Here is a 21,978-nt window from a genome sequence, read left to right on the forward strand (position 1 = left end):
AATACTGTAAACAACTCTACTAATTTCTACACGTTATCATAGACGAAGCACAAAGGCTGATGGGTACACGTTCCGCCGCTTCAAAAGTACCGCCATTTATCGAAGCATTGGCAACACACCGCCATCACGGTTTAGACATCGTGTTGATTACTCAACATCCTAGCTTTCTTGACAGTTTCGTTCGTCGGCTCGTTCAACGGCATATGCACGTTTCAATCAAGCCGGTGGGACGTAAGCTTTACGAATGGAATGAATGTGTCGATCAGCCCGATAGCAGTGTAAACATCGCCAAAGCCATTGAACGCACGTTTGTCTTGCCTAAAAAGTCCTTCGGCATGTACAAATCTGCCGAAGTACACACTAAGCCTAAACGCCGAATACCCAAAAGCCTGATATTCGTCGTCTTGTTTATACCGCTGTTGATAGGCTTTACCCTTTACACGATAAACAACATGAGCAAACGATTTAGCGCGAATGAACAGCAAACAACGTCAACAACAGCCGCGTCCGATGTAGATGGTGCAGAACCGAAAACCAGCCCTGATCCTGCCGATATAGGGCAAAACCTCAAGCCCGAAGATTTCGTTCCCACGCTCGCTGAAAAGCCCGAAAGTAAACCCATCTATAACGGCGTCCGTCAAGTCAAAACGTTTGAGTATCCTGTCGGTTGTGTCGATGGCGGTAAAAGTGGTTGTACCTGTTATAGCGACCAAGGCACGCCGATAAAAGAAATCACAAAAACAATGTGCAAAGACTACGTGCGCAACGGCTTGCCATTTAACCCGTACAAAGATAAAACCCAAACTACACAGGCAACACAACCCCAAAACCAAGCTAAATTCAATGACAATAGTCAAGTTTTAGCACTTGGCGGAAAATCTCCGCAAAATCTCATGTATGACGGCTATGTAGAGGCAGGGGAACAATTCCAGCAACGTGGAGGGACTGTCGGATCTAATTAATCAAGCTGCTTTTTACTGTGTTGATGAAGCCCAAAGGCGTAATCAATATGGTAAAAAGTAGCACGGGGTGCGGGAACGCCCGCTACTTGAATACTAGGATAACTATCCGAAGCTGTAAGCCCTTTTATTCAGACGGCTTACAGGTTCGGATTAGCTACCCGAACCGAAAAACGCCCATCTTGAAACGGCCTAAGTCATCAGACTGTAGAAAAGATGAAGAGGGCGTTTTTTTGTTGTCTGAAAATTGAGTAGCATCAAAGAACACACAAAAGTGTGAATCTGCATAGTAAGGGAAATTATGAGAAACGCTGTCGGTTTAGATATATCGCAAAACACCTTTGACGCTGCCGCTATTGTCAACGGTCAATGTAAGCAAGCCCTGTTTGACAACAGCATCAATGGCTTTGAAAGCTTCAAAGCCTGGCTTGACGGTTTTGGCTGTGAATTGCATATCTGCATGGAAGCAACCGGCAATTACTTTGAAGACGTTGCCGATTATATCGGCCAGTTTTACACCGTATCCGTTATCAACCCATACAAGATCAGCGAATACGGCAAAAGCCGCTTTCATCGCACAAAAACAGACAAACAAGATGCGAGGTTGATTGCTGAATATTGCCATACGGCCATGCAAAAAGATTTGCCAGCTCGGCAAAAAATAAGCATAGGTCACTACCGCTTGAAACGCTTATTGGCTCTGTACGAACAGCTTAAAACCCAAAAGACCGCACAAAAGAACAGGCTGAAAGTCGCTAAAGACGAATTTGTTCGAAAAATCCATCAAGCTCAAATCCAAGAATTGGATCAACACATTCAGCAAGTCGAAGCAGAAATACAGGTAATTACGAACGGCAATCAAGATTTGAAAACTGTTTCAGAAAGCCTACAAACTATTCCAGCCATTGGCAAACTAACAGCGGCCATACTTACAAACTATCTGCTTAGCGGCGACTTTAAAACCGCTAATCAATTCACCGCCTTTGCCGGCTTGAATCCGCAACAAAAAGAATCAGGAACAAGTGTAAAAGGTCGTTCAAGCATGACACGCTACGGAAACAGACGGCTAAAATCAGCTCTGTTCATGCCTGCTATGGTTGCGCTCAACAGGAATTACTTTCCCGATTTCGTTAAACGTTTGAAAGCCAAGAACAAACCAAAGATGCTGATATTAGGTGCGCTCATGCGTAAGCTGCTTGTCGTGTCTTACTACGTCCATAAAACACAAAAACCTTACAATCCTGAACGCTACAAACTTAACTAGAGTTTGCACAAAATAACAAAGCTGTTTTTGCCTGAATGTCAAGCAAAAACAGCTTAAAACGCTTGCGTCCTGCGTAATTACATAAAATAAATATCAATAAAAATCAATATATTATAAAAATCACTCAAAATAGGTCTAGACGACTAAAGTAGCATCTTTTCTTATTGGCCAGACCCCTACCCTATTGCTAACATTCCACCACGCGCACGGATACCGGCACGGCTTTTTTCTGCAAGGTAATGGCCAGGCCTGCGAGTGAGGTTTCTTTGTAGGTTGCCTTCATGTCACGGCCGGTTTGCAACATGGTTTGAATCACTTCATCAAGTGAGACTTTTTTGTCTGTGCCGTCTTCCAAAAGCGCAAGGGTAGCGAGCTTGAGGGCTTTTTCGGCGGCGATGCCGTTGCGCTCGATACAGGGGATTTGCACCAAGCCGCCGACCGGGTCACAGGTCAGGCCTAAGTGGTGTTCCATGGCCATTTCGGCGGCATTTTCCACTTGTTTCGGTGTACCGCCGATAACTTCGGCGTATGCGCCAGCCGCCATGGAACACGCCACGCCGACTTCACCTTGGCAGCCTACATCCGCGCCGGAAATCGACGCGTTGGTTTTATACAAAATACCGATGGCACCGGCAGTCAGCAGGAAATCTTCGACACGCGATTGGTTGGCGTGCGGATTAAATTTGCGGAAATAGTGCAAGACGGCAGGAATGATGCCTGCCGCGCCGTTGGTGGGTGCAGTTACAACACGGCCGCCGGCGGCGTTTTCTTCATTAACCGCCATGGCGTACACCATCGGCCAAAGTTGGGTATTGACGATTTCGCTCTCACGCAGGACTTTGAGTTTGGCCGCCAACTGCGGCGCGCGGCGGCGGACGTTCAAGCCGCCCGGCAGCTGCCCTTCCGCACCCAAGCCGCGCTTGATGCAGTTTTCCATCACATCGGCCACGGCAGCCACACGGCGGCGTACTTCCGCTTCATCGCAACCTGCCAACGCCGCTTCATTGGCCAACACGACTTCGGAAATATTCAACTGGTTCAGACGGCATTGTGCCAGCAGCTCGTCGCAGTTTTTGTAAGGATATGGCACGTCTGAATTTTCCTGCGCCTCTTGTGCAAACCCTTCGTCTGTTACGACAAAACCGCCGCCGACCGAATAATAAATCTGCTCTTTCAGCTTCAGGCCGTCTGAATGGTAGGCGATAAAGTTCAGGCCGTTCGGATGTTTGGGCAACACTTTGTCGCCGCGGATATCCAAATCTTTTTCGGGATTGAAGGCCATTTCGCGGCCGTTGAGTTTTAAAACGTGTTGCGTGCGGATGCGTTCCAAGCGTTGGGGGATGTCTGCCAGCGGGATATCGTGCGGCAGGCTGCCTTCCAAACCGAGCAATAATGCGTCGAATGTGCCGTGTCCGATACCGGTCAAGGCAAGTGAGCCGTACACTTCAATGACAATGCGCGCCACTTGCGTATCCAAGTTTTCGGCATGCAGCAAATCGGCAAAAGCGGCCGCAGCCTTCATCGGGCCGACGGTATGCGAGCTGGACGGGCCGATGCCGATTTTAAAAATATCGAAAATACTGATCATGGGGTTTTCCCTTATAGTCTGAAAAGGCCGTCTGAAGATTTCAGACGGCCTGTTGTTTGTAAAGCTTAAACAGTCTCTATCCAACCGCCAATACGTTTTTCAACGGCTTCGGCATTCAGCCCCAAATCGGCTAAAAGTTTTTTCGGATCGCCGTGTTCGGTAACTTTGTCTTCTACACCCAGCAGCAATACCGGTTTGCAGATGCCGTGTTTCGCCAACACTTCCAACACTGCGCTGCCTGCGCCGCCTTGTTCGGCGTTTTCTTCGGCGGTAACGATGTAATCGTGGCTTCGGGCAAGACGGACGATCAGCTCTTCATCTATCGGTTTGACAAAGCGCATATCGGCAACAGTGGCGTTCAGCTTGTCGGCGGCGGTCAATGATGGGGCAACCATGCTGCCAAAGGCAATAACGGCAATTTTCTCACCTTGGCGGCGGATGATGCCTTTGCCGATGGCTACGGTTTTGAGGCCGTCTGAAACGGGCGCACCTGTTCCCGTGCCGCGCGGATAACGGACGGCGGCGGGGGCGTTTGCCTGATAGCAGGTCGAAAGCAGCAGGCGGCATTCGTTTTCGTTGCTCGGCGCGGCAATAATCATATTTGGCACGCAGCGCAAGAAGCTCAAATCGTACAAACCGGCATGGGTTGGGCCGTCTGCACCGACAATACCGGCACGGTCTATGGCGAACAAAACAGGCAGGTTTTGCAAGGCAACGTCGTGCACCAACTGATCGTAAGCGCGTTGCAGGAAAGTGGAGTAAATCGCTACGACAGGCTTGATGCCTTCGCATGCCAAACCGCCTGCAAAGGTAACGGCGTGTTGCTCGGCGATGCCGACGTCGAAATAGCGGTCGGGGAATTGCTGTTCAAACTCAACCAAGCCGCTGCCCTCGCGCATGGCAGGCGTGATGGCAACCAGACGCTCGTCCGCCGCCGCTTGGTCGCACAGCCATTTGCCGAACACTTGCGTATAGGTCGGTTTGGCGGCGGGTTTGTTTTCTTTTTCAGACGACGTTGCGGTTTTGAGGTCGTCTGAAACGTCTTTGGGCAGGTTGGCGACGGCGTGATATTTGACGGGGTCGTTTTCGGCTAGTTTGTAACCGTTGCCTTTTTTGGTGATGACGTGCAGCAGTTGCGGGCCTTTGCGGCCGCGCAAGTCTTTTAATACATCGGCCAGATTTTCAACGTTGTGGCCGTCCACCGGGCCTGTGTAACGGAAACCGAAGTTTTCAAACAGAGACAGCGACTGTTTGGCGTGCTCCGCTTCGCCTGCCAAGGTTTTGATTTTGTTTTCAACTTTTTGGGCAAGCTCCATTGCGCCGGGCAATTTGTCCAACACTTTGCTCGATTGGGCTTTGATGGTGCTCAACAGGCCGTGCATATCGCGCACGACGTTGCTGGCAAGGTATTTCGGCAGCGCGCCGACATTGGGGGAAATCGACATTTCGTTGTCGTTGAGGATGACCAGCAAATCGACATCCATATCGCCTGCGCAGTTCAGGGCTTCAAATGCCTGACCTGCCGTCATGGCTCCGTCGCCGATGATGGCGACGCTGCGGCGGTTGTTTCCTAATTGTTTGTCCGCAACGGCCATGCCCAATGCCGCACCGATGGATGTGGAAGAATGCCCCACGCCGAATGCGTCGTATTCCGACTCGCTGCGTTTTGGGAAACCCGCCAAACCGCCGTATTGGCGCATGGTGTGCATTTGATTTTTGCGGCCGGTGAGGATTTTGTGCGGATAGCTTTGATGGCCGACATCCCAGACCAAATGGTCTTCGGGCGTGTCGTACACATAATGCAGGGCCACCGTCAGCTCGACCGCGCCCAAGTTGCTGGCGAAATGGCCGCCCGTCTTACCGACGGAATCCAACAGAAATTCGCGCAATTCGGCGGCGACTTGCGGCAGCTGTTTTTTCTCCAGACGGCGCAAATCCTGAGGCGTATCGATAATGTCGAGCAAAGGGCTTGGGTTCATGATTTTTGGCGGTGATTTTTTGTGTAACGGACGATTATATCAAGAGATTGCACAACTTGTTACAAATGCTTTCAGACGGCCCGAACCTTTATCCTTTATAATACTGCCAACTGAAAACACAAGGCCGTCTGAAATGACCCAAAACGCAAACAATCTCTGCTGGCTCGATATGGAAATGACCGGCCTCAATCCGGAACACGACCGCATCATCGAAGTCGCCATGATCATTACCGATTCCGATTTGAACGTACTGGCGCAATCGGACGTTTACGTTATCCATCAAAGCGACGAGTTGCTCGACGGCATGGACGAGTGGAACACCGCCACCCACGGCCGCACCGGCCTGACCCAACGCGTGCGCGAATCCAAACTGACCGAAGCCGAAGTCGAGCAAAACCTGTTGGACTTCATGTCCGCATGGATACCCGAAAAATCCACGCCCATGTGCGGCAACTCCATCCATCAAGACCGCCGCTTCATGGTCAAATACATGCCGCGTTTGGAAGCCTATTTCCACTACCGCAACTTAGACGTATCCACGCTGAAAGAATTGGCCAAACGCTGGAATCCGGCCGTCGCCAAAAGCGTGGTCAAACGCGGTTCGCACAAGGCATTGGACGACATCCTCGAAAGCATCGAAGAAATGCGCCATTATCGCGAGCATTTCCTCAAACTCCCTTCCGAACAATAATCTTAAGGCCGTCTGAAACAGGTTTTACACTGTTCAGACGGCCTCATCGGCTTCCTTCATCTCATGAAAATCACCAAAATTTTTACCTTCGATTCCTCGCACATGCTCGACGGGCATGACGGCAAGTGCCAAAACCTGCACGGCCACACCTACAAACTCGAAATCACCGTCTCCGCGCCCGTTATCCAAGGCGGCGCCAAAGACGGCATGGTGATGGACTTTACCGACCTGAAAGCCATCGTCAAACAACACATTACCGACCCGTTCGACCATGCCTTCATCTATCACGGCAACAACGAACGCGAAAGCCAAATCGCCGCGCTTTTGGAAGGCTGGAACATGAAAACCCTGCGCCTGCCCTGCCGCACCACCGCCGAAAACATGAGCGTAGAAATGTATGGCCGTCTGAAAAACGCCGGTGTCAAAGTGTGCAGCGTGAAATTATGGGAAACGCCGACTTCGTGTGCGGAATATGAAGGGGAATAAACTGCTGTCCTCTATTTTCCAGACGGCCTGTTCCCATCAATACCTCATACGCTAAACATCAAAAGGAATCTTTATGAAACTCCTCTCCACCCTCCTCGTCCTATTCGTCGCTGTCGAACACTTCTACATCGCCTGGCTCGAAATGACGCAAATCCCAAGCGAAAAAGCGTCGGAACTGTTCAACATGCCTTACGAATTTATGGAACAAAAACGCGTGCAAACCCTGTTTTCCAACCAAGGCCTGTACAACGGCTTCCTCGCCATCGGCTTAGTATGGGCGCGCTTTGCCGCACCCGACAACGCCGTTTACGGCGCGACGATTCTGTTCCTCGGCTTCGTCCTCATCGCCGCCGCATGGGGCGCGTTTTCATCCGGCAACAAAGGCATTTTGCTCAAACAAGGCTTGCCGGCATTTTTGGCCGCCGCAGCCGTCATTACCGCTTAAACACACCAGCCATTCTTTCCCCTCAACCTAACAGAAAGAATGGCTGCCTCAACCGATTTCTCAAAACGCTTTACCACAACAATTAAATCCCGCACACCCGACATTCATGACCATTCAAATCACACCAAACAATCCCCAATACCGCATTGTCGAAATCTTTGAAAGCCTGCAAGGCGAAGGCTGGAATACAGGCATGCCCGCCGTTTTCATCCGTTTGGGCAAATGCAATCTCGCGTGCAGCTGGTGCGATACCGACTACCTTAAATTCGGCATGATGAGCCTGTCCAATATTTTCGACCGTCTGAAAACCTACACGGCGCGCAACATCATCATTACCGGCGGTGAACCCACCATCCAACCGCATTTGGATACCCTGCTCAATGCACTCAAAGCCGAAGGCTATTTTCTGTGTATCGAAACCAACGGCCTCAACCCCGCGCCGCCGCAAATCGACTACGTTGCCACCAGCCCTAAAGCCTGCTATGCCGCCAAATATGAATCTAGTTGCATCGAGAAAGCCGACGAAGTGCGTATTGTTGCCGACGGCGATGTCGTTGCGTTTTGCCAAGAGATGGAACGCAAAATTCGCGCCCAACATTACTACCTCTCGCCTTGCGAACAAGACGGTGTGATGAATATCTACGACACCATCCGCCAAATCGGCGTATTAAACAGCCGATCCGACTCCCCCGTCCATTGGCAACTGAGCGTACAGACGCATAAATGGGCAGGAATAGAATAATTCGTTTGAAATCAATTAAAAACAAATCCTTTACAAAATATTGAATGTAAATACCATTCGATATTCGACCAAATGCACTACTGGCAATGCTCTCAGGCCGTCTGAAAACCCAATTTCAGACGGCCTTTTTTGTTACAAACCTCTTGACCGATTACATAAGATTACGTAAAGTGTGCAACAGTTTTCATAAATTGGTAAAACCAATTTACCTGATAACTGGTTGCATCTAAAAAAGTGGCAATCCTTATTCGAAAAACATCTATTACTCAACACATCGCATCAAACCGCCATTGATTGACGGTTATGGTGCCCGTTGCCCCAAGGATAATCCCATGGCTCTCTTTCTCAGTATTTTTCCCATCGTGCTGTTGATCTGGCTGATGGTTAAGAAAAACAGTATGCCGTCCTACGTCGCGCTGCCGATTACCGCCGCGCTGATTTATGCCATCAAACTGTTTTATTTCGGCAACGACGCTATGTTGCTCAACGCAACAGCCGCGTCCGGCCTCGTCTCTACCCTGACCCCGATTACCGTGATTTTCGGTGCCATTATGTTTAACCGCATGATGGAAACCACCGGCTGTATCGACGTCATCCGCAAATGGCTGGCTACCATCAGCCCGAATCCGATTGCCCAGTTGATGATTATCGGCTGGTCTTTCGCCTTTATGATTGAAGGCGCATCCGGTTTCGGCACACCTGCCGCCATTGCCGCGCCAATCCTGATGAGCTTGGGCTTCAACCCATTAAAAGTAGCCATCTTCACTTTGGTCATGAACTCCGTACCCGTGTCCTTCGGTGCAGTAGGTACCCCGACTTGGTTCGGCTTCGCGCCTTTGGGCTTGGATCAAAAGAGCATTATGGAAATCGGTATGAGAACCGGCGTAATGCACTTCTTTGCTGGTTTCATCATCCCTGTGATCGGCTTGAGCTTCATCGTACCTTGGGCTGAAATCCGCAAAAACTTGGGCTTCATCGGTATCGCCGTATTCTCCTGTACCCTTCCTTACGTTGCCTTGGCGATGGTTAATGAAGAATTCCCATCTCTGGTTGCCGGCGCAATCGGCCTGATGGTGTCCGTATTCGCAGCAAACCGCGGCTGGGGCTTGAGCAAAGATTACGCCAAAGACCCGAATGCAGAAAAAGTACCTTTCGCACAAGTTGCCAAAGCACTGGCTCCTTTGGGTATGCTGATCGGCATGCTGGTGATCACCCGTATCAAACAGCTGGGCATCAAAGGCCTGCTGACCAGCAAAGAAGAATGGTTCAGCTTCCAACTGCCGTTTGATTTGTCCAAAATCACCGTCAGCGACTCCCTAACCATCACCTTCGGCAACATCTTCGGCCAAGGCGTAAACGCTTCCTACCAAACCCTCTACGTTCCGGCTTGGATTCCGTTTGTCTTCACCGTTTGGATTTGCATCCTGCTGTACAAAACCAAATTCAAAGATGCGTGGTCTTTCTATGCTGCAACCTTCAACCAAACCAAAAAACCTCTGCTTGCCCTGATGGGTGCGTTGATTATGGTTCAACTGATGATGGTTGGCGGCGACGACTCCATGGTGAAAATCATCGGTAAAGAATTTGCCAATGCGGCTGGCGAACACTGGGTGTACTTCTCCCCATACCTGGGTGCAATCGGTGCATTCTTCTCCGGCTCCAACACTGTATCCAACCTGACCTTTGGTCCGATTCAACAACAAATCGCGCTTGATACCGGCCTGTCCGTTACCCTCATCCTCGCCCTGCAATCTGTCGGCGGCGCAATGGGCAACATGGTCTGCATCAACAACATCATCGCCGTGTGCAGCGTGTTGAACGTAAACAACGCCGAAGGCGCCATCATCAAGAAAACTGTGATCCCGATGAGCATCTACGGCATCATCGCCGTGACTGTGGCTGCAATTTTCTTCTTCTAAACCGCTTCATATCAAAGGCCGTCTGAATATTCAGACGGCCTTTTTTGTATTCTTTCGCTATATTTCTTAAAGAATCATTAATGTATATATTCCGCAACAACCCGCATAACCACTTTGCAACACCAAATTACAAACAACTTTCTATTAATAAACAATCCGGTAACCATAAGTAAACACTGTTTTGCAATTTACCCAATTGCCACTACCGACAAAACGCCTAAAATACGCTTCATCTGCAAACGGAAACCCTTTCTCACTTTGCAAGATAACACACAACACTCATATGGAGCTTAGATCATGAAATTACTTTCTGTTATCACTGCAGCCGCATTGGCTACTGTTTCCTTCTCTGCTGCCGCTGCACCTGCCGGCTTCGTTTCTTACAGTTGTGACGGTGGCAAATCACTGAACGTGATGTACGGCTTTGACCGTAGCGGCCGTGCCATTACTGCTGACGTAAATGCCGGTGGCAAAAAAGCCTCTTTGGTTGTCGACAAAAAACGTTCTGACAGCACTGGCACTACTTTCACCAACCGTAAAGGCTATACAATGTCTGCCGGTTTCATCGACAAAAACACCCACACTACTTCTGAAGTAGTTGGCGTGAACGCCCCTAACGGCTCATTCCTGGTGAAAAACTGCGAACCACGTCCACGTTAATCCCAGTTTTCCTATTTAACCGAATCATCTCGGTTTGATAGAAAGGCCGTCTGGAAAACAATTTTCAGACGGCCTTTTGATTCAAGCCTATAAAAAAGAGCGTGTACCGTACACGCTCTTTTTGTTTGTTCACACACCAATTAAATACGCATCGGCATTACGATGTATTTGAAGTTCGGATTATTCGGCATGGTAAACAGCGTTGAACGGTTGGCATCGCCGAAAGCAAGCTGCATATCGTCGGAGTGTATGTTACGCAACACATCCATCAGGTAGCCGATGTTGAAACCGACTTCGAGTTCTCCGCCTTGGTAAGCGATTTCCAGCTCTTCGCGCGCTTCTTCCTGCTCGTTGTTGCTACATACGACACTCAGCAAACCAGGCTGCAGGAACAGTCGTGCGCCGCGGAATTTTTCATTGGCAAGAATGGCGGCACGCTCGAGTGCACCCAAAAGCTGGGTACGGGATACGAGGAAAATCTTGTCATTATCCAAAGGAATCACGCGGTTAAAGTCAGGGAACTTGCCGTCGATGACTTTGCTGACAATGGTTGTGCCATTGCATTGGAAGCGTACTTGATTGTCCAAAAGCTCAACGGTGATGGACTCGGACGGATTGTTCAACAGCTTGAAGAGTTCCAATACCGTTTTACGCGGCAGGATCACTTCCGTTTTCGGCAGTTCTGCTTCAATTTGACTGGCCGCATAAGCAAGGCGGTGGCCGTCGGTTGCAACAAGGCGCAGCTGATTACCTTCAACCTGCATCAGCAAACCGTTGAGGTAATAGCGGATATCTTGAACTGCCATGCTGTATTGCACTTGCGAAAGCATGTTTTTGAAGGTTTCTTGAGTCAGTGAGAAAGTCGCACTGACGTCGCTGCCGACGCTCATCAACGGAAAATCTTCAGCCGGCAAGGTTTGCAGGGCAAAACGGGATTTTCCCGCGCGCAGAGTCAAACGGTTGTCCGCCCAATCCAGTGACACCAGCGCATTGTCAGGCAGGGCACGCAGGATGTCTTGGAATTTTTTAGCGTTGGTCGTAATACGGAAATCGCCTGCCTGACTTTCAGGGCCGGCGGTATTGATTTGGATTTCCAAGTCGGTTGCCAAAAGTTTGGTTTGTCCGTCTTTGCTTTCCAGCAACACATTAGACAAAATCGGCAGAGTATGGCGACGTTCGACAATACCGGTAACGGCTTGCAATGGCTTGAGCAGACTGTCGCGATCGGCTTGTAAAATCAGCATGTTCCATTCCTTTGAATTTGAAATCGGTTGATTGGGGTATTTTAGAATATTTTTTGTATTCAGACGGCCTCACATTGACATCAGGCCGTCTGAATATTGCATTGGGTCAGTTCTGAATCAAAATCAGCAGTTTTTCGTAGTCTTGCGCCAATTCGGGATCTTCTTCGCGCAGTTTTGCCACCGCTTTGACACCGTGCATCACGGTCGTGTGATCGCGACCGCCAAAGGCATCACCGATAGAAGGCAGGCTGAGCGTGGTCAGCTCTTTGGTCAGACTCATGGCAACTTGGCGCGGACGGGCAATATTGCGCGTGCGTTTTTTGCCTAATATATCGCTGATTTTAATACGGTAGTATTTGGCTGTCGCATCGATGATGATGTCGGCGGTAATGACTTTGTGTTTCTCGGCAATAATATCCTGCAAAGCCGTACGCGCCAAATCCATGTCGATGACAGGACGGTTCATAAAACGGCTGCTGGCACTGACACGGTTGAACGCGCCTTCCAGCTCACGCACATTGGAGCGGATCAGATTGGCGATAAACAGAGCAGCTTCGTCTTCGATACTGATACCGGCTGCTTCTGCCTTTTTCTGCAAAATCGCCACACGCATTTCCAATTCGGGCGGTTCGAGTTCCAAAGTCAAACCCCATGAGAAACGGGACTTGAGACGGTCATCCATACCCTCAATTTTGGCAGGCAATACGTCGCACGTCAGGATCAGTTGTTTTTTCTCATTGTGGAAATGATTGTACAGATAGAAGAATTCTTCCATCGTACGGTCTTTGCCTTTAATGAACTGAATATCGTCGATAATCAGCAGGTCATATTGTTTGTATTGTTGCTTGAACACATCATAAGTGTTGTTGCGTACAGCCTTCATAAAGCTGCGGATATAGTCGTCCGAGTGCATATAACGCACTTTGGCATCAGGACGGTTTTTCAGCAATTCATTGCCGATGGCTTGCACCAAGTGGGTTTTACCCAAACCGGTACTGCCGTATAAGAAAAACGGGTTGTAGCCCTGCCCCGGATTTTCAGCAATCGCTTGGGCGGCAGCGGCGGCAAGGCGGTTGCCCTTACCTTCCACCAAAGTTTCAAATGTATAGTCGCGCGACAGATTGGTCTGTTCGTAGCGCGCTTCTTCCGCATCGTGTTGCGCGTCGGTTTTGGCTTTGGCAACTGCTTTAGATTCAGCCGGAGCAGTAGTTTGCACTTGAGGCTCATGCGGCAGGTTTTTCATGCGTTGCGCCAAAATCTCGGCAGCCGTCTTGGCAGAAGCAGGTTTGGAAACCGTTTCAGACGGCCTATCTTCTTCCACTGCCGCAGCAGTTTGCAAAGGCATTTGAACAGGCTCTACACACTCTTCAACTTCAATGACCTCTTGCACTTGCACCGGCGCAACAGTCTGAGCCGCCATTTCATAATGCGTACCTACGCCCGGCTTAAACGCGAAAGCAGCCTGCTGAGGCACCAATTCGGCACGCACGGCATCAATTTTGGCGGCAAACTGGCTTTTAAGCATATTGCAGGCAAATTGGTTTTTACCATACACCACCCACACGCCGTTTTCTTCACCCACGGTCAAAGGCGCAATCCATTGCGCAAACTGCCCGGCAGGCAACATTTCGTGAAGGCGGCAAAGGCACAGCGGCCAAAATTCAGCTAACGTCATGAGATTAAGCTCGGAAATGGAAGATTTGGGAAATACAAGAAGGCAGAGCAGACAGGCAATCCGATAAAAATCAAATTTTTACGATACTCCCGCTTTCAGACGGCCTTGCACACAGAGAAAAGCAAGGTTGGTCGATTATACCCATTCCGCTCTTTTTTATCCACAACCGCCACAAAATTTTATCCACAAATTCTATCAATGCATAAAACCCGTTGTCACACTTTAGCCAACGAAAAGTTTTTATATTGATTGACAAAAGCGGCAAATTGGAGTGTAATTCACGGTTTAATTATCTACCAATTTTTAGGAAACATCATGAAACGCACTTATCAACCTTCCGTTACCAAACGCAAACGCACCCACGGCTTCTTGGTTCGCTCCAAAACCCGCGGTGGTCGCGCAGTATTGGCTGCCCGTCGCGCCAAAGGCCGCAAACGCCTGGCTGTATAATTTTGAATTACGGCTTCTCGAAGCAGTATCGCTTATTAAAAACGGATGATTTTTCATCCGTTTTTGCGTTGAAAAACCGACGCAGCCGCGATTTGCTGCAAGTCTCCCAGTCCGCAGACAACGCGCTCGGCCATCCGCGCCTTGGTTTGGTCGTCAGCAAAAAGACTGCCAAACGCGCCCATGACCGCAATTATATGAAGCGCGTCATCCGCGACTGGTTCAGACTGAATCAACACCAGCTGCCGCCGCATGATTTTGTTGTGCGCGTGCGTCAGGCGTTTAATCGGGAAACTGCCCCAGAAGCCCGAGACCAACTTGCCCAGCTGATGAAAAAACGCCGATGAATACCCTGCTTTCCAAGCTCTTCCTTGCACTCATCCGCTTTTACCAATACTGCATCAGTCCCCTCATTCCGCCGCGCTGCCGCTATATCCCGACCTGTTCACAATACGCAGTCGAAGCCGTCAAAAAATATGGCGCATTCAAAGGCGGATGGCTGGCAATCAAACGCATCGCACGATGCCATCCTTTCGGCGGACACGGACATGACCCTGTTCCATAATGCTGCTGTCAACCATTTAAAGAACACGATTTCCTTTAATTTCCCGTCGGTTTCTATATAATGCCGTCTGAAGCAGTTTTCATCTCGATTACCTATCCGTCAATTCCAGGAATCTCTTATGGATTTTAAAAGACTAATGGCGTTTTTTGCCATTTCAGTGGCAATCTTTGCCGGCTGGGAACATTTTTTCCCCAGCCCCAAACCTAATCCGGCGCAACAAGCCGCGCAACAACAAACGGCCGCCGCTCCGGCAAAAGCCGCTGCCGAAGCCGCGCTTGCCCCGGCCTCTCCCATTACCGTTACCACAGACACGGTTAAAGCCGTCATCGATGAGAAAAGCGGCGACTTGCGTCAGCTGACCCTCTTGCAATACAAAGCAACCGGCGACGAACACAAACCTTTCGTCCTGTTTAACGACGGCAAAGAATACACCTACGTTGCCCAATCCGAGCTTTTGGACGCTCAAGGAAACAACGTTCTGAAAGGCATCAGCTTTACCGCCCCACAAAAACAATACAGTTTGGAAGGTGACAAAGTTGAAGTCCGCCTGAGCGCACCTGAAACCAACGGCCTGAAAATCGACAAAGTTTATACTTTTACCAAAGGCAGCTACTTGGTTAACATCCGCTTTGACATTACCAACAGCAACAGCCAACCTGTCAACCTGAGCGCGGACTACCGCATCGTACGCGACAACAGCGAACCCGAAGGTCAAGGCTACTTCACCCGCTCTTACGTCGGCCCGGTGGTTTACACCCCTGAAGGCGACTTCCAAAAAGTCAGCTTCTCTGATTTGGACGACGATGCCAAATCCGGCAAATCCGAAGCCGAATACATCCGCAAAACCCCGACCGGCTGGCTCGGCATGATTGAACACCACTTCATGTCCACCTGGATTCTCCAACCTAAAGGCGGACAAAGCGTTTGCGCCGCTGGCGACTGCCGTATCGACATCAAACGCCGCAATGACAACCTGTACAGTGCAAGCGTCAGCGTGCCTTTAGCCGCGATCCAAGCCGGTACAAAAGCCGAAACCGCCATCAACCTGTATGCCGGCCCGCAAACCACTTCCGTTATCGCCAATATCGCCGACAAACTGCAACTGGCCAAAGACTACGGCAAAGTACACTGGTTCGCCTCTCCCCTCTTCTGGCTCTTGAACCAACTGCACAACATCATCGGCAACTGGGGCTGGGCAATCATCGTTTTGACCATCATCGTCAAAGCCGTACTGTATCCATTGACCAACGCCTCTTACCGCTCTATGGCAAAAATGCGTGCTGCCGCACCTAAATTGCAAGCCATTAAAGAGAAATACGGTGATGACCGCATGGCGCAACAACAAGCCATGATGCAGCTTTATAAAGACGAGAAAATCAATCCGCTGGGCGGCTGTCTGCCTATGCTGTTGCAAATCCCCGTCTTCATCGGTCTGTACTGGGCATTGTTCGCCTCCGTAGAATTGCGCCAAGCGCCTTGGTTGGGTTGGATTACCGACTTGAGCCGTCCGGATCCTTTCTACATCCTGCCTTTGATTATGGCGGTAACCATGTTTGCACAAACTTATCTGAATCCGCCGTCAACCGACCCAATGCAGGCGAAAATGATGAAAATCATGCCTTTGGTTTTCTCCATCATGTTCTTCTTCTTCCCTGCCGGCTTGGTTCTGTACTGGGTAGTCAACAACCTCTTGACCATCGCCCAACAATGGCACATCAACCGCAGCATCGAAAAACAACGCGCACAAGGCGAAGTCGTTTCTTGATAAAGGTTTAGGCAACACAAAGGCCGTCTGTTGTTCAGACGGCTTTTTTTATTTCCTCAAACAAATACAGTTTGAAATTGAACCCAATCCAGTTTTAAGCGGCATGCAACACAAAAATCGTCGGGCGTTTTTTCAAATTCGGCATTTCTTTTCTTTTTCGCCACTGCGCAATCGTCTGGCTGATGATTTCCTGTGTCGGCAAGGTCAAGTCCGTAGCTACGCACAAGCGCGTTTCAGGATGCAGGTTTTCCACCGCATCAGCCAACAACGCATCGTTGCGATACGGCGTTTCGATAAACAGCTGCGTTTCATTCTGCTGACGCGAACGTTGTTCCAAAAACTTCAAACTCTGAATCCGCTCATTTTTTTCAGACGGCAGATAACCCTTAAATGCAAAGTTTTGCCCATTCGCACCCGAAGCCATCAGTGCCAGCAACAAACTGGACGGGCCGACCAAAGGCCGTACTTCAAAACCGTGTTTATGCGCCAACGCCACCAAATTTGCGCCTGGATCGGCAACAGCCGGACAACCCGCCTCGCTGACAATGCCCATACTGCGGCCTTCTTGCAAAGGTTTCAGCAATTCCGGCAAAGTCTTCAAATCCGTGTGTTCATTCAACGTTTGCAGATTCAGCTCGCGGATAGGCGTAGTCACGCCCAAATGTTTCAAATGCGCACGCGCTGTTTTTTCCGCTTCTACGACAAAATCCGTCAGCCCGACAATCGCCTGTCGTTCATGCGGCAACAGGCACGGCGTATCAGGCGCACCCAAAGGGGTAGGAATCAAATACAAAACCGGTTTCATTCTTGCAACTCCAAAAAATCTCAGGCCGTCTGAACACATTCAGACGGCCTCAAACTATAAAACTTCCACACCTTCGTTTTTCAAAAAATCAATCAGACGGAAAATCGGAAGGCCGATCAAAGCATTCGGGTCCGTACTTTCAATCCGCTCCAACAAAGCAGCGCCCAAACCCTCGCTCTTCGCCGCACCGGCACAATAAACCGCATCCGGCTCACGTTCCAAATATCGGCTGATTTGTTCCTGCGTCAACTGGCGCATGGCAACCACCGTATGATCGACATGATGCTGAACCTTACCCGTAGCAGTATTCAAAAGCACGATTGCACTGTAAAATTCAATCCGTTTTCCGCTCAAGTCCGCCAGCATCTGTTGTGCATTTGCGACGTTCATCGGCTTGCCCAACTGCCGTCCTTCGCACCATGCGACTTGGTCTGCGCCGATAATCAGCGCGGCAGGAAAAGTTGCCGCCAATGAACGGGCTTTGCCTTCAGCCAAACGCAGCGCCGTCTCGCCAGCATGCTCGCCCGCAATAGGCGTTTCGTCAAAATCAGGCGATGCCGTCTGAAAATCGATACCCAAACGGCGAAGCTGTCCGCAGCGGAAAACCGAACTCGACCCTAAAACCAAAGGCAGTTTTACTTCCATATTTTTACTTAAAAACATTGACGTTAGACTGTCGAAATTATATCATACTCCGTTTATGTCATACCCTAATTTGATTGACCCAGAAGTTTTCGCCGCCGAAGGGCAGAATCTGCAAGGCAGCTTCCTGCTCGAAGAATTGGATGAACGAGTCAGTTCGCACGATTATCCGGCCGACAAACAGACACGCGTGTCGTTTACGCTGCAAGGCGGTCGCGACCGTCTGCAACGTCTGTTTCTCGATTTAAACGTCAAAGCCGATATGCCCCTGTTTTGCCAGCGTTGCATTACGCCCATGCCGTTTCTACTCGATGAAACCAGCCGTATCGTCCTGTTTGCCGATGAAGAGAGTTTGGACGAAGCCATGCTTGCCGATGAAGAATTGGAAGGCATGTTACTCGAAAAAGAGCTTGACGTGCGGACTCTGGTTGAAGACCAAATCCTGATGTCGCTCCCTTTCTCCCCTCGACACGAAGACTGCGGCAACACTGGAACACTGGATGAAGTCAATCGGGACAAACCAAACCCCTTCGCTGTTTTAGCAGGTTTGAAAAGCAGTTAATTAGGACACAGTTTATTTATCTAGGAGCTTGAAATGGCCGTTCAACAAAACAAAAAATCCCCTTCTAAACGCGGTATGCACCGTTCACACGACGCTCTGACTGCGCCTTCTCTGTCTGTTGACAGCGCAACCGGCGAAGTGCATCGTCCACACCACATTTCCCCAAACGGTATGTACCGTGGCCGTAAAGTGGTAAAAGCTAAAGGCGAATAATCCATTCGTCTGACTGAAAAAGCCAGAATATTGCCATGCAATGACTGGCTTTTTTGCATTGCACCCTGTATTTTCCTCTTCGGAAGCACACCATGAAACGTAAAATCTGGTACACCTACGACGACATCCACCGCGTAATCAAAGGATTGGCGGAAAAAATCCAAAACTCCGGCACCAAATACGATGCCATGATTGCCATTGGCGGCGGCGGTTTTATCCCTGCCCGCATGTTGCGCTGCTTCTTGGAAATTCCGATTTACGCCGTCACCACAGCCTACTACGACAGTGATAACGAAGGCCAAGTTACCGAGGAAGTGAAAAAAGTCCAATGGCTTGATCCCGTTCCAGATGTCCTGAAAGGCAAAAACGTACTGGTCGTTGACGAAGTGGACGACAGCCGCGTTACCATGGAATTCTGCCTGAACGAATTGTTGAAAGAAGATTTCGGCACTGTCGGCGTGGCAGTATTGCATGAAAAAATCAAAGCCAAAGTCGGCAAAATTCCTGAAGGTATCCCTTATTTCAGCGGCATCACCGTTGAAGACTGGTGGATCAACTATCCTTGGGATGCGCCGGACATTGACGAACACAACAAATTGGCCGCGCAAAACCAATAAATCTGGCACGACCGTCGCAACAAGCCTTTTCATCTGATTTTCAATTCAATTTCCTGAAAATCAGATGAGAGTGCTTGTCCGATTGTTTGAGGCCGTCTGAAACACACAAACCGGAGAACAACATGATTACACTGGCCGTAGATGCCATGGGCGGAGATGCAGGCCTTGCGATGACCGTCCCCGGTGCAGTGGATTTCCTGAAACAGCAATCCGACGTACACCTGATTATGGTCGGAGATGAAGCAGCAGTCCGCCAAGCATTAAGCTCGGCAGGCGCGCCTATGGACCGCATTACCGTCTGCCATGCAGCGCAAGTCGTCGAAATGGATGAAGCGCCGCAATCCGCGCTGAAAAATAAAAAAGAATCCTCCATGCGCATCGCCATCAACCAAGTCAAAGAAGGCAACGCGCAAGCCGCCGTATCGGCAGGCAATACCGGCGCACTGATGGCGACCGCCCGATTCGTCCTCAAAACCATTCCCTGCATTGAGCGCCCTGCCATCGCCAAATTCCTGCCTTCCGACAGCGAACACGTTACCCTAGCTTTGGATTTGGGTGCCAACGTTGACTGTACGCCCGAACAACTGGTTCAATTTGCCATCATCGGCAGCGAGCTGGTACACGCGTTACACCCAGAAAAAGGCAGCCCGCGTGTCGCCCTCTTGAACGTCGGTACAGAAGACATCAAAGGTACGGATGCCGTCAAACAAACCTTTAAACTGTTAAGCAGCAGCAAACTCAACTTCATCGGCAATATCGAAAGCAACAGCGTTTTGTATGGCGAAGCCGATGTCGTTGTCGCTGACGGGTTTGTCGGCAACGTTATGCTCAAAACCATCGAAGGTGCGGTTAAATTCATGAGCGGCGCCATCCGCCGTGAATTCCAAAGCACCCTGTTCAACAAACTTGCCGCCATTGCCGCCCTGCCCGCACTCAAAGGTTTGAAAGGCAAACTGGATCCGCGTAAATTTAACGGCGCCATCCTGCTTGGCTTACGCGGTATTGTGATTAAGAGCCACGGCGGAACCGACGCAGTCGGCTTCCGTTATGCTTTGGAAGAAGCCTATCACGAAGCCAAATCTGCCGGCCTCGCTCAAATCGAACAAGGCGTAGCCACCCAGTTGGCTGCTTTGGAAGCCGCCAAAGCAGCAGCCGAACCGGAAGAAACCGCTACTCCAGCAACGGAAGCTTAAGGCTGATATACACAGGCCGTCTGAAACTTCAAAAAGTTCAGACGGCCTGTTTTTATCTTTGATTACCGGCTTCATTCTTAATATTGGGAATTTTCCCATTTTCGCTTACAATACCCGACTATCTGAATCAATTCTCTAAAAAGGCCGTTCTCATGCAATATGCCAAAATTTCCGGTACAGGCAGCTACCTTCCTGCCAACCGCGTCAGCAATGACGACCTTGCCAAAAAAGTGGACACTTCCGACGAGTGGATTACCACGCGTACAGGTATCAAATTTCGCCATATTGCAGACGACAGCGAAAAAACCAGCGATTTGGCCGCCGAGTCAGCGCGCCGTGCCTTGGCAGATGCCGGTTTACAGGCTGACGATATCGATCTGATTATCGTCGCCACAGCCACTCCCGATATGCAATTCCCTTCTACGGCAACCATCGTGCAGCAAAAATTGGGCATTGCCAACGGCTGTCCTGCCTTTGACGTACAAGCCGTGTGCGCCGGTTTTATGTATGCCCTGACCACTGCCAATGCCTACATCAAAAGCGGCATGGCGAAAAACGCTTTGGTTATTGGCGCGGAAACCTTCAGCCGCATCGTCGATTGGAACGACCGCACCACCTGCGTCCTCTTTGGTGACGGTGCGGGGGCGGTTGTCTTAAGCGCATCTGACGAACCGGGCATCATCCACAGCAAACTCAAAGCCGACGGCAACTACCTCAACCTTTTGAACGTCCCGGGACAAATCGCCAACGGCCAGATTTGCGGTTCGCCCTACATCAGCATGGACGGCCCCGGCGTATTCAAGTTTGCCGTCAAAATGCTGGCAAAAATTGCAGATGACGTCATCGAAGAGGCTGGTTACACCGCCGATCAAATCGATTGGATTGTGCCGCACCAAGCTAATAAGCGCATTATCGACTCTACCGCCAAACACTTGGGCTTGAGCATGGACAAAGTGATCTTGACCGTCCAAGACCACGGCAACACGTCCGCTGCCTCCATTCCACTGGCACTGGATGTCGGTATTAAAAACGGCCAAATCAAACGCGGACAAAACCTCTTGCTCGAAGGCATCGGCGGCGGTTTTGCCTGGGGTGCGGTTTTGGTGAAATACTAATGGTTAGGCCGTCTGAACACTCCTTTCAGACGGCCTATTCTGCTCAAATCCATGAAATCACTAACGTTTGCACTCTGCGTCAGCAGCCTGTTTTTAAGCATAGCGGCTGTAATATTGCCCAAACTGGCAACCGCCTATCTCGCACTGAGTGCATACGTTTTCCTGCTTTACTACCTAGACAAACAGCGCGCATGCAACCACGGCAGACGCATACCCGAAGCAAAATTACACCTGCTCAACCTGCTTGGCGGCTGGCCGGGCGGTTATTGCGGTAGCCTCGCATTCAGGCACAAAACCAGCAAACCTGAATTTGTCCGCACCTTCCGACTGACCGCCGCAACCAATACTGTCGCCACCCTCCTTCTGCTGGCAGACACCCTCAAACATTCAAACCAATAAGGA

24 protein-coding genes are annotated in these 21,978 nt (G+C 50.1%); 18 read left to right on the top strand and 6 right to left on the bottom strand.

Annotated elements, in window-relative coordinates:
- Positions 1-38: 38 nt before the first annotated feature.
- Positions 39-962, top strand: coding sequence for a zonular occludens toxin domain-containing protein (locus tag HMPREF2872_RS08865; RefSeq protein WP_283119013.1), 924 nt, complete (start codon positions 39-41; stop codon positions 960-962).
- A gap of 298 nt (positions 963-1,260) precedes the next feature.
- Positions 1,261-2,223, top strand: a complete 963-nt coding sequence (locus tag HMPREF2872_RS08870) for an IS110 family RNA-guided transposase (protein ID WP_070633014.1) — start codon at positions 1,261-1,263, stop codon at positions 2,221-2,223.
- Between the two features lie 187 nt (positions 2,224-2,410).
- On the opposite strand, the gene HMPREF2872_RS08875 is transcribed toward HMPREF2872_RS08870, so the two are convergent.
- Both HMPREF2872_RS08875 and dxs read right to left on the bottom strand, forming a co-directional pair.
- Positions 2,411-3,811, bottom strand: coding sequence for an L-serine ammonia-lyase (locus tag HMPREF2872_RS08875; protein WP_070633016.1), 1,401 nt, complete (start codon positions 3,809-3,811; stop codon positions 2,411-2,413).
- A gap of 65 nt (positions 3,812-3,876) precedes the next feature.
- Positions 3,877-5,790, bottom strand: coding sequence for a 1-deoxy-D-xylulose-5-phosphate synthase (dxs, locus tag HMPREF2872_RS08880; RefSeq protein WP_070633018.1), 1,914 nt, complete (start codon positions 5,788-5,790; stop codon positions 3,877-3,879).
- A 133-nt stretch (positions 5,791-5,923) separates the two neighbouring features.
- Here dxs and orn point away from each other — a divergent pair, with 133 nt between their 5' ends.
- From orn to HMPREF2872_RS08910, 6 genes are all read left to right on the top strand, one after another.
- A complete protein-coding gene (gene orn / locus HMPREF2872_RS08885) occupies positions 5,924-6,481 on the top strand; it encodes an oligoribonuclease (RefSeq protein ID WP_039862353.1) in 558 nt (185 codons plus the stop codon).
- A gap of 63 nt (positions 6,482-6,544) precedes the next feature.
- Positions 6,545-6,967, top strand: a complete 423-nt coding sequence (gene queD / locus HMPREF2872_RS08890) for a 6-carboxytetrahydropterin synthase QueD (protein ID WP_003748900.1) — start codon at positions 6,545-6,547, stop codon at positions 6,965-6,967.
- 73 nt (positions 6,968-7,040) lie between these two features.
- A complete protein-coding gene (locus HMPREF2872_RS08895) occupies positions 7,041-7,412 on the top strand; it encodes a DUF1304 domain-containing protein (protein WP_003684508.1) in 372 nt (123 codons plus the stop codon).
- A 106-nt stretch (positions 7,413-7,518) separates the two neighbouring features.
- Complete coding sequence (locus HMPREF2872_RS08900; RefSeq protein ID WP_070633020.1) at positions 7,519-8,154, top strand: 7-carboxy-7-deazaguanine synthase QueE; 636 nt, start codon at positions 7,519-7,521, stop codon at positions 8,152-8,154.
- Positions 8,155-8,486: 332 nt separating this feature from the next.
- Positions 8,487-10,073, top strand: a complete 1,587-nt coding sequence (locus HMPREF2872_RS08905) for an L-lactate permease (protein WP_003684590.1) — start codon at positions 8,487-8,489, stop codon at positions 10,071-10,073.
- 297 nt (positions 10,074-10,370) lie between these two features.
- Positions 10,371-10,733 carry an ACP-like domain-containing protein gene (locus HMPREF2872_RS08910; RefSeq protein WP_070633022.1) on the top strand — a complete coding sequence of 121 codons (363 nt, stop codon included), beginning with the start codon at positions 10,371-10,373 and terminating at the stop codon, positions 10,731-10,733.
- A gap of 140 nt (positions 10,734-10,873) precedes the next feature.
- On the opposite strand, the gene dnaN is transcribed toward HMPREF2872_RS08910, so the two are convergent.
- Together dnaN and dnaA are read right to left on the bottom strand one after the other, a co-directional pair.
- The gene (gene dnaN / locus HMPREF2872_RS08915) at positions 10,874-11,977 is read right to left on the bottom strand and encodes a DNA polymerase III subunit beta (protein ID WP_070633024.1); all 1,104 of its coding nucleotides are present in this window, start codon (positions 11,975-11,977) and stop codon (positions 10,874-10,876) included.
- A gap of 106 nt (positions 11,978-12,083) precedes the next feature.
- Entirely contained in the window at positions 12,084-13,652 is a 1,569-nt protein-coding gene (gene dnaA / locus HMPREF2872_RS08920) for a chromosomal replication initiator protein DnaA (protein WP_070633026.1), read from the bottom strand.
- Positions 13,653-13,967: 315 nt separating this feature from the next.
- On the opposite strand from dnaA, the gene rpmH reads away from it, so the two are divergent.
- The 4 genes from rpmH to yidC all read left to right on the top strand — a co-directional run bounded on the left by rpmH (position 13,968) and on the right by yidC (position 16,429).
- A complete protein-coding gene (gene rpmH / locus HMPREF2872_RS08925; protein ID WP_002214728.1) occupies positions 13,968-14,102 on the top strand; it encodes a 50S ribosomal protein L34 in 135 nt (44 codons plus the stop codon).
- A gap of 2 nt (positions 14,103-14,104) precedes the next feature.
- Complete coding sequence (gene rnpA, locus HMPREF2872_RS08930; protein ID WP_049352010.1) at positions 14,105-14,446, top strand: ribonuclease P protein component; 342 nt, start codon at positions 14,105-14,107, stop codon at positions 14,444-14,446.
- Positions 14,443-14,664, top strand: coding sequence for a membrane protein insertion efficiency factor YidD (yidD, locus tag HMPREF2872_RS08935; protein WP_070633028.1), 222 nt, complete (start codon positions 14,443-14,445; stop codon positions 14,662-14,664). The genes rnpA and yidD overlap by 4 nt, the downstream gene beginning before the upstream one ends.
- Before the next feature lie 118 nt (positions 14,665-14,782).
- Complete coding sequence (gene yidC, locus HMPREF2872_RS08940) at positions 14,783-16,429, top strand: membrane protein insertase YidC (RefSeq protein WP_070633029.1); 1,647 nt, start codon at positions 14,783-14,785, stop codon at positions 16,427-16,429.
- A 94-nt stretch (positions 16,430-16,523) separates the two neighbouring features.
- Here the strand turns inward: yidC and HMPREF2872_RS08945 are convergent, their stop codons facing one another.
- Together HMPREF2872_RS08945 and HMPREF2872_RS08950 are read right to left on the bottom strand one after the other, a co-directional pair.
- Positions 16,524-17,234: an SAM-dependent methyltransferase gene (locus tag HMPREF2872_RS08945; protein WP_070633032.1), complete on the bottom strand. Its 711-nt coding sequence runs from the start codon at positions 17,232-17,234 to the stop codon at positions 16,524-16,526.
- Positions 17,235-17,288: 54 nt separating this feature from the next.
- A complete protein-coding gene (locus HMPREF2872_RS08950) occupies positions 17,289-17,879 on the bottom strand; it encodes a Maf family protein (protein WP_070633065.1) in 591 nt (196 codons plus the stop codon).
- 55 nt (positions 17,880-17,934) lie between these two features.
- On the opposite strand from HMPREF2872_RS08950, the gene HMPREF2872_RS08955 reads away from it, so the two are divergent.
- The 6 genes from HMPREF2872_RS08955 to HMPREF2872_RS08980 all read left to right on the top strand — a co-directional run bounded on the left by HMPREF2872_RS08955 (position 17,935) and on the right by HMPREF2872_RS08980 (position 21,975).
- Entirely contained in the window at positions 17,935-18,438 is a 504-nt protein-coding gene (locus tag HMPREF2872_RS08955; RefSeq protein WP_070633034.1) for a YceD family protein, read from the top strand.
- 33 nt (positions 18,439-18,471) lie between these two features.
- On the top strand, positions 18,472-18,651 hold the full coding sequence (rpmF, locus tag HMPREF2872_RS08960; protein ID WP_002240035.1) for a 50S ribosomal protein L32: 180 nt from the start codon (positions 18,472-18,474) through the stop codon (positions 18,649-18,651).
- 92 nt (positions 18,652-18,743) lie between these two features.
- Positions 18,744-19,268, top strand: coding sequence for a phosphoribosyltransferase (locus tag HMPREF2872_RS08965; RefSeq protein ID WP_070633036.1), 525 nt, complete (start codon positions 18,744-18,746; stop codon positions 19,266-19,268).
- 122 nt (positions 19,269-19,390) lie between these two features.
- Positions 19,391-20,461, top strand: a complete 1,071-nt coding sequence (plsX, locus tag HMPREF2872_RS08970; RefSeq protein ID WP_070633038.1) for a phosphate acyltransferase PlsX — start codon at positions 19,391-19,393, stop codon at positions 20,459-20,461.
- A 152-nt stretch (positions 20,462-20,613) separates the two neighbouring features.
- On the top strand, positions 20,614-21,576 hold the full coding sequence (locus HMPREF2872_RS08975) for a beta-ketoacyl-ACP synthase III (protein ID WP_070633040.1): 963 nt from the start codon (positions 20,614-20,616) through the stop codon (positions 21,574-21,576).
- Positions 21,577-21,627: 51 nt separating this feature from the next.
- Entirely contained in the window at positions 21,628-21,975 is a 348-nt protein-coding gene (locus tag HMPREF2872_RS08980) for a DUF1294 domain-containing protein (protein WP_070633042.1), read from the top strand.
- Positions 21,976-21,978: the final 3 nt, after the last annotated feature.

The sequence above is a fragment of the Neisseria sp. HMSC069H12 genome (assembly GCF_001812735.1).
GTDB lineage: Bacteria > Pseudomonadota > Gammaproteobacteria > Burkholderiales > Neisseriaceae > Neisseria > Neisseria subflava.

Bases quoted from the DNA above. Each gene is read 5' to 3' on its own strand.
- HMPREF2872_RS08980 (WP_070633042.1), top strand. From the start codon at position 21,628: ATGAAATCACTAACGTTTGCACTCTGCGTCAGCAGCCTGTTTTTAAGC.
- queD (WP_003748900.1), top strand. From the start codon at position 6,545: ATGAAAATCACCAAAATTTTTACCTTCGATTCCTCGCACATGCTCGAC.
- HMPREF2872_RS08905 (WP_003684590.1), top strand. From the start codon at position 8,487: ATGGCTCTCTTTCTCAGTATTTTTCCCATCGTGCTGTTGATCTGGCTG.
- plsX (WP_070633038.1), top strand. From the start codon at position 19,391: ATGATTACACTGGCCGTAGATGCCATGGGCGGAGATGCAGGCCTTGCG.
- HMPREF2872_RS08875 (WP_070633016.1), bottom strand. From the start codon at position 3,811: ATGATCAGTATTTTCGATATTTTTAAAATCGGCATCGGCCCGTCCAGC.
- yidD (WP_070633028.1), top strand. From the start codon at position 14,443: ATGAATACCCTGCTTTCCAAGCTCTTCCTTGCACTCATCCGCTTTTAC.
- HMPREF2872_RS08955 (WP_070633034.1), top strand. From the start codon at position 17,935: ATGTCATACCCTAATTTGATTGACCCAGAAGTTTTCGCCGCCGAAGGG.
- HMPREF2872_RS08965 (WP_070633036.1), top strand. From the start codon at position 18,744: ATGAAACGTAAAATCTGGTACACCTACGACGACATCCACCGCGTAATC.
- dxs (WP_070633018.1), bottom strand. From the start codon at position 5,790: ATGAACCCAAGCCCTTTGCTCGACATTATCGATACGCCTCAGGATTTG.
- HMPREF2872_RS08900 (WP_070633020.1), top strand. From the start codon at position 7,519: ATGACCATTCAAATCACACCAAACAATCCCCAATACCGCATTGTCGAA.
- rpmF (WP_002240035.1), top strand. From the start codon at position 18,472: ATGGCCGTTCAACAAAACAAAAAATCCCCTTCTAAACGCGGTATGCAC.
- HMPREF2872_RS08975 (WP_070633040.1), top strand. From the start codon at position 20,614: ATGCAATATGCCAAAATTTCCGGTACAGGCAGCTACCTTCCTGCCAAC.
- dnaN (WP_070633024.1), bottom strand. From the start codon at position 11,977: ATGCTGATTTTACAAGCCGATCGCGACAGTCTGCTCAAGCCATTGCAA.
- rpmH (WP_002214728.1), top strand. From the start codon at position 13,968: ATGAAACGCACTTATCAACCTTCCGTTACCAAACGCAAACGCACCCAC.
- HMPREF2872_RS08945 (WP_070633032.1), bottom strand. From the start codon at position 17,234: ATGAAACCGGTTTTGTATTTGATTCCTACCCCTTTGGGTGCGCCTGAT.
- HMPREF2872_RS08910 (WP_070633022.1), top strand. From the start codon at position 10,371: ATGAAATTACTTTCTGTTATCACTGCAGCCGCATTGGCTACTGTTTCC.
- HMPREF2872_RS08895 (WP_003684508.1), top strand. From the start codon at position 7,041: ATGAAACTCCTCTCCACCCTCCTCGTCCTATTCGTCGCTGTCGAACAC.
- orn (WP_039862353.1), top strand. From the start codon at position 5,924: ATGACCCAAAACGCAAACAATCTCTGCTGGCTCGATATGGAAATGACC.
- HMPREF2872_RS08870 (WP_070633014.1), top strand. From the start codon at position 1,261: ATGAGAAACGCTGTCGGTTTAGATATATCGCAAAACACCTTTGACGCT.
- HMPREF2872_RS08950 (WP_070633065.1), bottom strand. From the start codon at position 17,879: ATGGAAGTAAAACTGCCTTTGGTTTTAGGGTCGAGTTCGGTTTTCCGC.
- yidC (WP_070633029.1), top strand. From the start codon at position 14,783: ATGGATTTTAAAAGACTAATGGCGTTTTTTGCCATTTCAGTGGCAATC.
- dnaA (WP_070633026.1), bottom strand. From the start codon at position 13,652: ATGACGTTAGCTGAATTTTGGCCGCTGTGCCTTTGCCGCCTTCACGAA.